The organism is Natranaerobius trueperi (genome assembly GCF_002216005.1).
In the GTDB taxonomy this organism is placed as follows: Bacteria; Bacillota; Natranaerobiia; order Natranaerobiales; family Natranaerobiaceae; genus Natranaerobius_A; species Natranaerobius_A trueperi.
The window spans coordinates 26,926-39,953 of record NZ_NIQC01000025.1 but is presented as its reverse complement, the minus strand read 5'-3'; the positions used below and the strand labels follow the sequence as shown (position 1 = coordinate 39,953).

Annotated in this window: 11 protein-coding genes; 6 read left to right on the top strand and 5 right to left on the bottom strand. The window is 34.3% G+C overall.

What is annotated here, in order from left to right; all coding sequences use genetic code 11:
• Positions 1–380: 380 nt before the first annotated feature.
• The 4 genes from CDO51_RS10115 to brnQ all read right to left on the bottom strand — a co-directional run bounded on the left by CDO51_RS10115 (position 381) and on the right by brnQ (position 5,300).
• Entirely contained in the window at positions 381–956 is a 576-nt protein-coding gene (locus CDO51_RS10115; RefSeq protein WP_089024152.1) for an indolepyruvate oxidoreductase subunit beta, read from the bottom strand.
• Positions 949–2,724 (bottom strand): indolepyruvate ferredoxin oxidoreductase subunit alpha, encoded by a 1,776-nt coding sequence (gene iorA / locus CDO51_RS10110; protein ID WP_089024151.1) that lies wholly within the window; start codon positions 2,722–2,724, stop codon positions 949–951. Before iorA ends, CDO51_RS10115 begins: the two co-directional genes overlap by 8 nt.
• A gap of 17 nt (positions 2,725–2,741) precedes the next feature.
• A complete protein-coding gene (locus CDO51_RS10105) occupies positions 2,742–3,818 on the bottom strand; it encodes a Glu/Leu/Phe/Val family dehydrogenase (RefSeq protein WP_089024150.1) in 1,077 nt (358 codons plus the stop codon).
• A 156-nt stretch (positions 3,819–3,974) separates the two neighbouring features.
• Positions 3,975–5,300, bottom strand: a complete 1,326-nt coding sequence (gene brnQ, locus CDO51_RS10100; RefSeq protein WP_089024149.1) for a branched-chain amino acid transport system II carrier protein — start codon at positions 5,298–5,300, stop codon at positions 3,975–3,977.
• A gap of 556 nt (positions 5,301–5,856) precedes the next feature.
• Here brnQ and CDO51_RS10095 point away from each other — a divergent pair.
• From CDO51_RS10095 to CDO51_RS10070, 6 genes are all read left to right on the top strand, one after another.
• Positions 5,857–6,684 (top strand): ABC transporter permease, encoded by an 828-nt coding sequence (locus CDO51_RS10095; protein WP_089024148.1) that lies wholly within the window; start codon positions 5,857–5,859, stop codon positions 6,682–6,684.
• Positions 6,685–6,691: 7 nt separating this feature from the next.
• The gene (locus tag CDO51_RS10090; RefSeq protein WP_089024147.1) at positions 6,692–7,477 is read left to right on the top strand and encodes an ABC transporter permease; all 786 of its coding nucleotides are present in this window, start codon (positions 6,692–6,694) and stop codon (positions 7,475–7,477) included.
• Positions 7,478–7,523: 46 nt separating this feature from the next.
• Entirely contained in the window at positions 7,524–8,588 is a 1,065-nt protein-coding gene (locus CDO51_RS10085) for an ABC transporter ATP-binding protein (protein ID WP_089024146.1), read from the top strand.
• Positions 8,589–8,617: 29 nt separating this feature from the next.
• Complete coding sequence (locus CDO51_RS10080; RefSeq protein WP_089024145.1) at positions 8,618–9,679, top strand: ABC transporter substrate-binding protein; 1,062 nt, start codon at positions 8,618–8,620, stop codon at positions 9,677–9,679.
• Between the two features lie 66 nt (positions 9,680–9,745).
• A complete protein-coding gene (locus tag CDO51_RS10075) occupies positions 9,746–11,458 on the top strand; it encodes an adenine deaminase (protein WP_089024144.1) in 1,713 nt (570 codons plus the stop codon).
• A 2-nt stretch (positions 11,459–11,460) separates the two neighbouring features.
• Complete coding sequence (locus tag CDO51_RS10070; protein WP_089024143.1) at positions 11,461–12,207, top strand: nucleoside phosphorylase; 747 nt, start codon at positions 11,461–11,463, stop codon at positions 12,205–12,207.
• A gap of 174 nt (positions 12,208–12,381) precedes the next feature.
• Here the strand turns inward: CDO51_RS10070 and CDO51_RS10065 are convergent, their stop codons facing one another.
• Complete coding sequence (locus tag CDO51_RS10065; RefSeq protein WP_089024142.1) at positions 12,382–12,801, bottom strand: leucine-rich repeat domain-containing protein; 420 nt, start codon at positions 12,799–12,801, stop codon at positions 12,382–12,384.
• Positions 12,802–13,028: the final 227 nt, after the last annotated feature.

The window sequence follows — 13,028 nt, the reverse complement described above, 5'->3', positions numbered from 1 at the left end:
ATGATAAATCGAGGGAGAAGTCCCTTATCTAAGGTAACTCCCTCGATTTATTAAGCATTTTATACTGTAATTAAGTTATTCTTATATGTCAGTATCGGAATGTTTACACCAATTACTTGACAGACTCGTAATAATAGCACTGGGATTGTAGTAATCAGTAATTTCATAGTTTTTGTACTGATCATGGCCGCCATTAGTAGTTATGTAATCAACTTTATCTATATGACCCTGATTTAGATTGCTTGGCAGTTGTCTAAAGAAATTGTAGATTCCTTCATGATAGAAGCACCTACAAGATCATGTTATATAATAGAGAGTTATTTGATTAATAAATAAAAACCATGGGATATTTACCCATGGTTTTAGCTATGAACTATAGTCTAACTGTTTCTACCCAAGTCAAAAGCTTTCAAGTTAGCCTCTAAAGTTTTTGGAGGTACTCGTTTTTGAATGATTTCTTTCCAGTGTTCTTCAGGTATATCAAGATATTTAGATAATGCCCCTACAAGGATTACATTTACAGTCTTAATATTCCCGGCTTCTTTTGCCACATTTAGTGCATTCAAGGCAGTTACCTTATCTGTAACTTCTTTTAAATTTCCTATGGCATTTGGTGGGTAGCTACCATGGCCTGTTGCAACTGGCATAGGTACAATTTGTTGTTCGTTAACTATTATTCTTGTGTTACTGTGAATATAGTCTAACCATCTTAAAGTTTCCATCTGTTCAAAGGAGAGGAGAAAATCTGCTTCTCCTTCTGTTATTAGTGGAGAATAAACTTGTTCTGCGAACCTGACGTTTGTAACTACACTGCCACCTCTTTGGGCCATTCCATGAACTTCAGATTTTTTTACATCATAACCTTTTAGTAGTAGTGCTTCACAGATTAATTCACTTGCTAGTAACACACCTTGACCACCTACACCAACGATCATAATATTATTTGTATTATTCATTTAAGTCACCTGCCTTTACAATAGCATCAAACTTACAGACCTGTTGACATACTCCACAACCGGTGCAAAAAGTCGGATCTATTTTGGCCTTATTATCTTCACCTTTATAGATAGCTGAACAACCAACTTTATAACACATGCCACAAGCTTTACACTTGTCACTATCTACTTGTAATTTTTCCCATGTGTTATCTCGATCAACTAATACGCAAGGATTTTTAGTAATTATTATCGATGGTTCATCCTTTGAAAGTTCTTCTTTAACCACTTGTTCTATTTCATTGAGATTATAGGCATCTACTGTTCGTACATTGTTAACACCAATAGCTTTACTTATCTCTTTAATATCTATGGGTTGGGTATTTTCTCCCATAAGGGTTTTTCCAGTGCCCGGGTTATCTTGATGTCCCGTCATACCTGTTGTCCTGTTATCTAAGACCATGATAGTAGAAGCTCCTTGATTGTAGACAATATCAATAAGGCCTGAAATACCAGTGTGAATAAATGTAGAATCACCTATAACGCCAATAAGTTTATTCTTTCCTTCTCCTTTTAGTGCAAGTTCAGCACCAAAAGTCATACTCACACTTGCTCCCATACACACAGTTGTATCTATAGCTGATAATGGTGGAACTACTCCTAGGGTATAACAACCAATATCACCCATAACATCAAGGTTAAGTTTGTTTAGAGTATAAAAAACACCTCTATGTGGACAACCTGGACATAAAGCAGGGGGACGTGGTGGTAGGTCAACTTCAGAATAAGAAACTTGTTCTGGTTTTTCACCCACTAGGTTTTCTTTTAATATCTTTTGGTTTAATTCATATATTATAGGAAGTTTTTCCTTGCCGATAATTTCTATACCCATAGCTTTAATCTGTTCTTCTAGGAAAGGGTCTAATTCTTCAACAACATAGAGTTTATCTACTTTAGCACTAAATTCTTCAATCTTTTTCTTAGGTATTGGATAAGAAAAGCCAAGCTTTAAAATTGAGGCATGGGGTAGTGCTTCTTTTACGTACTGATAAGAAATACCACCAGTGATGATACCTATGTTACTATCTTTCCATTCAATTTTATTTAGCTCTGTCTGATTAGAAAACTCCTCTAGCTGTTTCATCCTGTCTTCTACAACTACATGTCGCTTTCTAGCGTTTTTTGGGACCATCACAAATTTATCCGGATCTTTTTCAAATTCTTCTAGTGACTGAACCTTTTCGCGCTCTTTAAGAGTTGCTACTGTTTTAGAGTGGGATATTCTTGTTGTAACACGAAAAAGTAGGGGAGTATCAAATTTTTCACTGATTTCGAAAGCATGTTTAATAAACTCGCGAGCTTCTTCACTATCTGAAGGTTCTAGCATAGGTACTTTAGCAAATCTAGCAAAATGTCTGTTATCTTGTTCATTTTGAGAACTATGCATACTAGGATCATCAGCTGATACTACTACTAGCCCACCTTTTACTCCTGTATAAGACAGGGTCATAAAGGGGTCAGCCGCCACATTTAACCCTACATGTTTCATAGCAACAAGAGAGCGTGCACCTGTAAAAGAGGCTCCAGTTGCAACCTCCATGGCGACCTTTTCATTAGGAGCCCATTCACAGTAGAGTTCGTCTTTATATTTTCTTATATTTTCTAAAATCTCAGTACTTGGTGTACCAGGATAGGCTGTTGCTACTGTAGCCCCAGCTTCATAGGCGCCTCTTGCGATTGCTTCATTACCAGATAATAAAACTTTATTCACAGTCCTCTCCCCTTTCATATTAATTATTGACCTTTTTAAGCTAAAAAGTTCTTTTTGACTCCAGCTACTGTATCTAAACGGTCTTCTACCAAAATATTGGCAGCTTTATAGGTAGGAACTTGTTTTTCTTTAGATATTTTATAGATGTCTAACAGTATGTCATAAATTTTAGATGTAGTTTTCATAACTCTACCATGATTGAATTCTTTAACCTCATCAGCTGCTTGAATCAGTCCTCCGGCATTAATCACATAATCTGGTGCGTATAAAATACCTTTTTCAAATAACATATCACCGTGTTTATCTTCTTGTAACTGGTTATTAGCAGAACCAGCTACAATATCACAGTTTAATTTATCGATAGTAAAATCATTGATGACAGCACCTAAAGCACTGGGGCTAAAGATATCACAATCCACTTCATAGATCTCATCTGGCTTACATGTTTCAATTTGTGAATATTCTGACTTCACTTCGTGAATAGCATCTTTACTAATATCAGTAGCCACTACCTTAGCCCCTTCATCTTCAATTAAATGTTTTACAAGTAATCGTCCAACTTTTCCTAGTCCTTGGATGGCAACTTTTTTTCCTCTTAGTGAGTCAGACCCGTATTTAGCTTTACAAGAGGCCTTAAGTCCCTGCCAGACTCCATAGGCTGTGGTAATTGCAGTACTCCCACCGCCTCCATACTCTACAGGACGCCCTACTATACAATCAGTTTCTCTCATTGCATCGATAAAGTCATCAGGCGCTGTTCCTACATCAGTCCCGGTGTAATATCGTCCTCTAATTGTTTGAACAAACCGTCCAAGAGCCCTAAACATCCCTTCGCTTTTTTCTTTAGAATCTCCAATAATTACTGTTTTTCCACCACCGTAGTCTACACCTGAAACCCCACATTTGTAAGTCATCCCTTTAGATAGTCTAAGGACATCAGCTAAAGCATCGTCTTCACTTTCGTAATCCATCATACGACAACCACCAAGAGCTGGTCCTAAAGTAGTATCGTGAATAGCTATAATTGCTTTTAAACCAGTGGTCTTGTCATAATTGAAAATCACCTGTTCATGTCCCTGTTTTTCCATTTCATTAAAAACCTGTTCTGACATTTTAAAAGCCTCCTTAAAAATATTTTTTACACTTATCGTGTTCTGTGATATGGAACGCCGTTTCGTAAAAAGGCCAAAAATTTTTATCGTACAGTACTATCTCTATTCTTTTATAAACTATTACATAACTAGTTTATAAAATTTCTTAGTTCATTTTTAGTTAATATCTGTTGTATCAGAGCTTTTATTTGATCTTGTAGTATTTATTTTTTTAATTAATTTAAAAACTAGGGCAAATACGATAGCAGGTACTATCCATTGAACTCCGTATTCTGCAAATGGTAAATTACGAGTTATATTTTCTAGACCGTAGAGGTTTACATCTAATAACATCAGTGAATCAACCAGACCTATTATAAATGCTCCTAAAACAGCTCCCTTATAAACTACTTTATCTTTAATGTAGTTATCAAGGATAGTCATAATTATCAAAACAATTGCAACTGGATAGATTGTAACTAAAGGAGGTTCAGCTATCATTACAATCGATTCAACCCCAGCATTAGCGATGAAGAGGCTAAATAACACAGTTAGCCAAACCACTAGCTTATAATCTAATTTACCGTTTGTAATTCCATGAAAGAATCTTCCGGCAGTAGTTGTAAGACCAATAGAAGTAGTAAGACAAGCTAAAAAGACACTTATTCCGAGAGCATAGGTACCCATAGTACCAAGTATTCTTTCACTTACTCCTATTAGGAGAGCTGTTCGCTGGATTTCTTCTGAAAAGACAGAGCTAGAAGTTGCTCCGATAAAAATTAATCCCGCATAAATTAATCCTAAACCAGTAGCAGCAATTATTCCAGCTTTAATAGTCATTGAAACTTGATCAGAAGTTGTTTTATAACCTTTTTCTTTTAAACTAATAATTATAATTGTTGCAAGAATAAACGAACCTAATGCGTCCATAGTCTGATAACCTTCTGTAAAACCAGTTCTAAAGGGAGTAGTAACTTCCATATCTACAGGTGCACCCATTGGATTTATAACTCCACCTACAACAATTGCACCGAGAATTACAACCAAGACTGGAGTCAAGTATCTCCCAATCCTATCTATAACTGAAGAAGGATTTAGGACAAAAAACAATGTAATTCCAAAAAAGATAGTTGTTGTAATTATGGAAGCAGCCAAAGAATTACCTATAAACTGTACAACTCCTAACTCAAAGGCCGTAGCTCCTGTTCTTGGTATAGCTAAGAAAGGTCCGATTGCTAAAATTATCACTGTTCCAAAAATTTTCCCAAAGTTTGGACTGACATTTTTACCAAAATCATCAATAGTGCCACCAGCTACAGAAGCTGCAACAACTCCTAAAAGAGGAAGTCCCACGCCAGTTAGTAAGAACCCAATTGCAGCAGGAAGCCAACTAATTCCAGAAGAGTGTCCTAAAAATGGCGGAAATATGACATTACCTGCCCCTAGAAACATGGCAAACAAAGCAAAACCAAAAACAATGGTGTCAAATCCTTTTTTACTCATTATGACCCTCCTAATATATTAATTCTGTAATATCACAAAGCCTAAAAGTTTTAATCCCCCCTTTAATTAATAGTGAGTTTTGGTGTTATTGATAACAATATTTTGATAATTCTCTAAATTCAAAAAATTGAATACAGTGGATTCGTTTCCTGAATTTTAGTAAGGTGAAATTTAAGTTATTTTTAGACATTACATTGGTATGTAAAACCTCCCTAAAATATTATAGATTTTTGATCTATGTATATGTTTTATAGAAAAGAGGGGTTTTGATATATTTAGCTAATTTTCGTGATCATAAATATTTCAGTACTAAGAAGGTCCTGTCGAAATCTATCAAAAAAAGCATTATTTTTAGTTATTTCTATTTTAATTATTCATTTAATTAGTTATAATAGTTTCGTCGATGTTTTTTTGAAAATTTCAAGAAAGTAGTTAGAGCTGTAATGAGGATGTTGAAGGGGGGGAGCAAGATCTATTAGAGGGGATACCTTATGAACAAATTAAAGATTAAGCAGATGTTTGATGAAATTAACCTGCTTTAGAGGAGGAATTGGGGATGTTTACTGCAAAAAAAGTACTTTTACTTATATCACCGGGTTTACTATTCCTGGTTATATTTCAACTTATCCCTTTGTTTTCAATATTTATGGAAACTATTCAAGTAGGTGGAGAGTTTTCCCTTGAGAGGTATGGAGATTTTTTCAAAGATCCATATAACATGAATATTTACTTTCGAACTTTAAGAATCGCCTTAATTAGTACTTTGATCGCTGTTACGCTAGGCTTTCCAACTTCTTACTTTATATCTAAATCAAATATAAAAAAACGTGGGCTATATATAGCATTAGCAGTATTTCCTTTGTTAACAAGCCCAGTTGTTAGGTCATTTAGTTGGATTGTTGTACTTGGGAGACAAGGATTAGTAAATAACTTTTTGACTAGCTTAAATATTATCGAAGAACCATTATCTATTTTATATACTGAGGCTGCTATAATAATAGGTTTTGTACATTTATTTTTGCCACTTATGATACTGTCTTTAGTAGGTGTTATGGAAAATATTGATCATAATTTAGTTTTAGCAGCAGAAAGTTTAGGTGCTTCGAAATTAAAAGCTTTTTTGAAAATTGTATTCCCACTTAGTTTACCAGGAGTAGTAATTGGAAGTGTCCTAGTCTTTTGTGGTAGTTTTACAGCCTATACTACCCCTCAATTACTTGGTGGTTCAAGGACTAGGGTGATGGCAACATTACTATATGAAAACGCTAGAACTTTGAATGACTGGACTACAGCTTCAGTTATAGCAACTATTATGATCTTAACAACTATGGCCATCATTACTGTGATTAACCGTGGCGCTAAAAAGCTTAATCCAAAGGGGTGAAAATGATATGAATGAAACAAATAAATTTTTAACTTTTTTCACCATGCTCGTATATACTTTTTTGATTGGTCCTTTAGTAATTATAACTGTTACAGCATTTAGTGGGGAAAGTTACTTGAGTTTTCCTCCAGAAAGTTTTTCCTTACAGTGGTTTTTTAATATATTTCAAGTAGATATGTTTGTTAGAACATTTCGGGTCAGTCTTGAAATTGCTGTTATCGGAACAGTCTTGGCCCTTTTAATAGGGATACCTGTAGCTTATGCCCTTAGTAGATTTGATTTTTTTGGAAAAAGTATCTTATCTAATTTCTTCTTATCACCTGTTGTAATCCCTATGGTTGTTCTTGGGTACGCTTTACTAAAGTTTTTAGTTATTAATATGGGCATCCCATACTATAGAGGTTTACTGATCGGTCATACAATTGTGATTCTTCCTTATGTTGTACGAGTAATTTCATCTAGTTTAATGAATTTTAATTATACTGTAGAAGAAGCCGCTATGAGCCTTGGTTGTAATCGCTTACATGCTTTTTTTGTAGTTGTTTTACCTAATATTCGTTCAGGTATTATAGCTGCTTTCATATTAGCGTTCATTAATTCATTTAATAATGTTCCGGTGTCTGTATTTCTTACAGGACCAGGTATATCGACTTTACCAATTCAGATGCTAAGTTATGTAGAATATTACTTTGATCCTACAATTTCAGCACTTTCAGTAGTTTTAATGATTATTACAGTAATAATTATGTTTGCAATTGAAAAGACATTAGGGTTAACCCATTTTGCCAAGTAAATAGCCCTGTACACTAACGAAGATTATCTATAAGGGGGATTATGTTATGGCTCTTTTGCGCCTAGAAGACATTTCGGTTGGTTATAACAAAAAAAGTTTAGTATTAGAAAAACTTAACCTTTCTGTAAATGATGGGGAATTAATATCACTACTCGGCCCTAGTGGTTGCGGAAAAACTACAACTTTAAGGGTTATTGCCGGCTTTTTACCTACAAGAAGTGGAAATTTTATATTTAAAGAACAAGATTATACTAAAATTCCCGTATACAAAAGAAATTTTGGCTATCTATTTCAAAATTATGCTTTGTTTCCTCATATGTCAGTATATGAAAATGTTGCCTTTGGGCTAAAGCTACGAAAAGTTTCTCCAGAAGAAATAAAAAAGCGTGTGGCAGAGGTCCTAGAAATAGTTGATTTAACTGGTTATGAATCACGATATCCCGGAGAATTATCAGGAGGTCAAAGTCAAAGGGTTGCTTTAGCTAGAGCTTTAGTGATTAATCCAGATCTATTGTTACTAGATGAGCCTTTATGTAATTTAGATGCTAAATTACGTGTTACTATGCGAGTTGAAATAAGGAAGATTCAACAAAAGCTTGGTATCACTACAGTTTATGTAACTCACGATCAAGAAGAGTGTTTTTCAATTTCTGATAAGGTTGCTATTTTGAACAAAGGAGATATTGAACAACTTGGTACACCTGAAGAAATTTACTCGCGACCTAAAACAGAATTTGTTGCCGATTTTGTTGGGTTTGATAACTTTGTTGATGTTTTAGATAGTACACCACGAGAAGATGGAGTTCATCTGTCAACAGAAGAAAACTACAGGTTTGTAGCCACAACTTATGATGGAAAAGAGATAAAATCTCCAAATAGAATGGCTATCAGACCTGATGATATTGATATCATGAAAGGAGGAGATAACAAAGAAAAAGCTAACCATATTCCAGGAACTGTTCGAATTAGAACTTTTTTAGGGCAGCAATACCAGTATGAAGTAGAAACTCCTATAGGTACTATTATAGTAAATGATGACACAAATGAACTCTTTGATTCAGAAGAAAAAGTAACACTTAAATTTAAGGAAAACAAAATTGTCTTACTTTAATTATTAAAAAGAGAGAGGGGAGAAGACTTATGAGAAAAGCTTCTTTAATAAGTTTGTTGGGGTTATCAGTACTACTATTATTTAGTTTAACAGGTTGTGGAGATGATGCTAGTGATAAAGATACTTTAGTCATTTCTACTTGGGGTTTTAATGAGGATATATTCTGGGAAAACGTATTTACTCCTTTTGAAGAAGAACATGATGTAGAGATTGAACTAGTAGTTGGAAACAACTCTGAAAGATTAAATGAGGTTAGAATGAGAGCTGAAGAAGGGCAAGACCAAGTAGTAGATGTAATCTATTTAGCTGAGAACTATGCAATACAAGGAAGAAATGATGGATTATTTGCTGAAATCAATCGTGAAAACATACCTAACCTAGAAGAAATTTATGAAATTGGACAAGCTCCCTTAGGAGAAGAGTATGGGCCAGCTTATACTATTGGTAGTTACGGCTTAGTATATGATTCAGAGGAAGTTGATATGGAAGTTGAGTCATGGACTGACCTATGGAATGAAGAGTTTGAAGGTAGGGTATCCATGCCAGAGATTAATACTACAGCCGGACCTTTAAATGTAGTAATAGCAGCTGAAGATAAACAAGGTGTTACTATACAAGATGAAGATGAAGCTTTTGAAGCCCTAAAAGACCTAGACGAAAACGTCTTAGAATATTACGGAAGATCATCTGAACTGGTAAATATGTTTACGCAAGGTGAAGTCTTGATAGCAGGTGTTCAAGATTTCGCTTTTGAAGGTATTAAAGATGGACTGCCATCAGCAGAGTGGGTTGATCCTGTTGAAGGTACTTTTGTTAATAGAAATGTTGTGAACGTGGTAGAAGGAACTGAAAATCAAGAGTTAGCTGAAGAGTTCATTAACTTCTTATTAAGTGAAGAAGTTCAAGAAAGAAATGCTCTAGATAAGCTTGATTCACCAATAAATAAAAATGTTGAGTTAACAGAAGAAGAAGCTGAAGGCTTAACCTATGGTGAAGATGTAATTGAAAGTCTGCGAACTACAGATTCAGATTATATTGTTGAGCATACAGAAGAGTGGAGTCACAGATGGAATCGAGAGCTTTCTCAATAGCAAGATTTTCCCTGGTATGAGGTCATTCTCATACCAGGATAAATTTTATAAAATGGGGTTGGTTAAATGAAAAACAAGTTTATCTTAGATAATGTAAACATTTTTGTTACCCATTTACAACAATTTAAACCTGGAAGAGTGTTTGTTAAAAATGGTAAAGTTGAACATTTAGAGTTAGAGGCTACAAATACTAGTAAAGTGTCTGATTACGATGAAATTATTGATTGTAAAGGTAAATACTTGATCCCTGGACTTATAGATATCCATCTTCATATTGAAAGTTCTATGATAACTCCGTCAACTTTCTCTGAAGAAGTTACAAAAAGAGGTGTGACTACAGTTGTATCTGATCCTCATGAAATAGCCAATGTCTTTGGTGAGGATGGAATTACTGCTATGGTAGATGAAGGAAAAGACTGTAGTCTTGATATTTTTTATGGTATACCAAGTTCAGTCCCTTCTACTCAACATGAAACTTCTGGTGCACAGATAGATTTACCTGAAATAAAGAGATTACTAAATAATGATGATATAGTTTGTTTAGGTGAAGTAATGGATATTGCAAGCATTATTAATCAAGGAGACAGTAAAATTAATAATATATTAAATTACCTTCGATCTGAATATCCAAATTTGGTGATTGAGGGTCACTGTCCGGATTTAAGTGGTGAAGAATTATCTAGCGTGCTCTGTAGTGGGGTAGATTCTGATCATACCAAACAATCACCTCTAAATATGATAGAAAAAATATCAAAAGGCATGTTTATAGAACTACAAGAAAAATCATTAACTCAAGATGTAGTTGATTGTATTAAAGAACATAATTTTTATGATCAGATAGCCTTTGTAACAGATGATGTCATGGCAGATACATTAGTTAATGAGGGGCATTTAGATAGAGTAATAAAAAAAGCAATAAAACTTGGCTTACCAGCAACAAAGGTAATTTATAGCTCTACTTATACACCAGCAAAAAGAATGAAACTTTTTGATAGAGGAATTATAGCACCTGGGAAAGTAGCAGACTTTGTACTTTTAGATGATTATGAAACCTTTGAAATAGATCAAGTATTTAAAAATGGTAAGCCAATTTTAAACCATAAAGACACCAAAGATGATACGTTTAAATTTCCGGAAAGATTTTATAAAAGTGTTAAAATAAACGAGTTAACAGAAGAAGATTTGGTAGTTAAAGCTCCTATTAATGAAGGGAATATTTCTTGTAGAATTATGAAAGTCTCAGATGGGACGACTTATACTAAAGAAATAATCGATGAACTTCCTGTTAAAAATGGAGAATTAGACTGGGAGAATTCTCCCTACCTGTTAACTGCTGTGTTCGAACGCCATAATAGAAGTGGTAATGTTGGTTTTGGACTTATTACAGGAGATACGATTTCTAAAGGAAGCATAGCAACTACCTATGCACATGATCACCACAACCTTATGGTGATAGGAGCAAATATTAAAGATATGCTAGTAGCCGCGAATACCCTGATAAATATGAATGGGGGTTATTGTGTGGTTGACAATGAACAGGTTCTAGCTAAACTTTCTCTTCCTGTAGCTGGGATATTATCTGAAGCTCCTGCTAAAAAGGTTAGTGATGATCTAAATAAAGTTAGAGAAGCAATGACTGAGCTAGGTTATAATCACTATAATCCTATTATGTCTTTTAGTACAAATTCATTACCTGTAAGTCCAGAACTAAAAATTACTGATAAAGGACTAGTTAATGTAAAATCTTCACAACTTGTATCTTTGTATTTGGAGGGATAAACATGAATAAAAAAACAACTGATGTTCAAAAACACATTCGCTGCAGAGAAGGCGATGTAAACCAGTACGTGCTGTTACCGGGTGATCCAGCAAGAGCAAAAAGAATAGCAGATTGTATGGATGAAGCAACCAAAGTAGCAGAAAACAGAGAATATGTAATTTATAATGGCTATTATGATGGACAACCTGTTAGTGTCTGCTCAACGGGAATTGGAGGTCCTTCTGCAGCAATAGCAATTGAAGAATTAGCTAAAGTCGGGGCACATACTTTCATTAGAGTTGGTTCTGCAGGAGCTAGACGTTCTGATATACCTATTGGTAGTGTTGTAGTGGTTAATTCAGCAGTAAGAGGTGATGGAACTTCTACAGAATACTTACCAATGAGTTATCCGGCTGTTGCAAATTTCGATGTAACTAATGAGTTAGTTGATACGTCAAAGGAGTTAAATGAACAATGTTTTGTTGGTGCTAGCTACACTAGAGATGCATTCTATATGCAAAATGAAGAATTAAATGATCTATTACTAGATACAGATGTCGTAGTTTCTGAAATGGAGTGTTCAACTCTTTTTATAGTAGGATCTAAACGAAGATTACGGGTAGGAGCAGTAGTAGGGACTGATTCTAATATTATATTAAAGCAGGGTTACTCTTTAGAAGAAAAAGAGCGTCTTTACTATCAAGCTGAGAAAAAAGCTATTACAGTTGCTCTTAAAGGTGCAGCTAATATGTCAGCTAAAGAAAACTAAAGATAAGATATAACAAAACATTAAAACACTCTCGGCTTTTCGAGAGTGTTTTAATATGAGGACTTTTTATATCATTGAAAATATTCGCTATCTAAATAGTTGCATGGCATACAAAATAAAGTCAGCCTTTAAATGCATCCATTTGAAGGCTGACTCTTTTGTGAGATTATTTATCTATTGTTCTTCTAGGTTAATATGAACCTCTTCTTCTTTTTCTTCTAGTTTTTCAATTACTTCCATGGTTTCACTTTCGGGTGATGTATCTATATAGTTTTGTCTTAGGTCTACTTCACTAAATCCATGTTCAATTTCAACAATACTGTCCATCTCTAATAGTGGAGTGATATCCTTGATTTTGTTATTGTTTAGTGATACAGAAGTTAGTTCTTCTATTTCAGTAATATGTGAAAGATCTTCAATTTCATTGTCGTCTAGTGACAAGACAGGTAAGTTGTCCATATTATTAAATGGAGATAAGTCACTTATTTGGTTATTATCTAACTTAAGGGCTTGAGTAATTTTTACATCTGAAATTGGTAAAACATTGCTTATTTGATTATCTGACAGTTTAATATTGTTAATTTCTATTATCAAGTTCAGCTATTGGTGAAATGCATCAGGAAGATCAGAAATATCAGTTATACTATTTCAATCTAAAGCAATACTTTTTAAGTTTTCTAAATTAGCCAGTATAAATTAGTTAGGTTTTCTAATGGAGAAACATATGAAATCTACCATATAGACTTAATGATTCTAGGTTTTCTAGTTTTCAAGTGGCTCCAAGTCAGTTAAATCGGTCGGAAAGATACGTGGTGATTAGT

Excerpts from the sequence above, each read along its gene's own strand:
- CDO51_RS10115 (WP_089024152.1), bottom strand. The coding sequence starts at position 956 with ATGAATAATACAAATAATATTATGATCGTTGGTGTAGGTGGTCAAGGT.
- iorA (WP_089024151.1), bottom strand. The coding sequence starts at position 2,724 with ATGAAAGGGGAGAGGACTGTGAATAAAGTTTTATTATCTGGTAATGAA.
- CDO51_RS10105 (WP_089024150.1), bottom strand. The coding sequence starts at position 3,818 with ATGTCAGAACAGGTTTTTAATGAAATGGAAAAACAGGGACATGAACAG.
- brnQ (WP_089024149.1), bottom strand. The coding sequence starts at position 5,300 with ATGAGTAAAAAAGGATTTGACACCATTGTTTTTGGTTTTGCTTTGTTT.
- CDO51_RS10095 (WP_089024148.1), top strand. The coding sequence starts at position 5,857 with ATGTTTACTGCAAAAAAAGTACTTTTACTTATATCACCGGGTTTACTA.
- CDO51_RS10090 (WP_089024147.1), top strand. The coding sequence starts at position 6,692 with ATGAATGAAACAAATAAATTTTTAACTTTTTTCACCATGCTCGTATAT.
- CDO51_RS10085 (WP_089024146.1), top strand. The coding sequence starts at position 7,524 with ATGGCTCTTTTGCGCCTAGAAGACATTTCGGTTGGTTATAACAAAAAA.
- CDO51_RS10080 (WP_089024145.1), top strand. The coding sequence starts at position 8,618 with ATGAGAAAAGCTTCTTTAATAAGTTTGTTGGGGTTATCAGTACTACTA.
- CDO51_RS10075 (WP_089024144.1), top strand. The coding sequence starts at position 9,746 with ATGAAAAACAAGTTTATCTTAGATAATGTAAACATTTTTGTTACCCAT.
- CDO51_RS10070 (WP_089024143.1), top strand. The coding sequence starts at position 11,461 with ATGAATAAAAAAACAACTGATGTTCAAAAACACATTCGCTGCAGAGAA.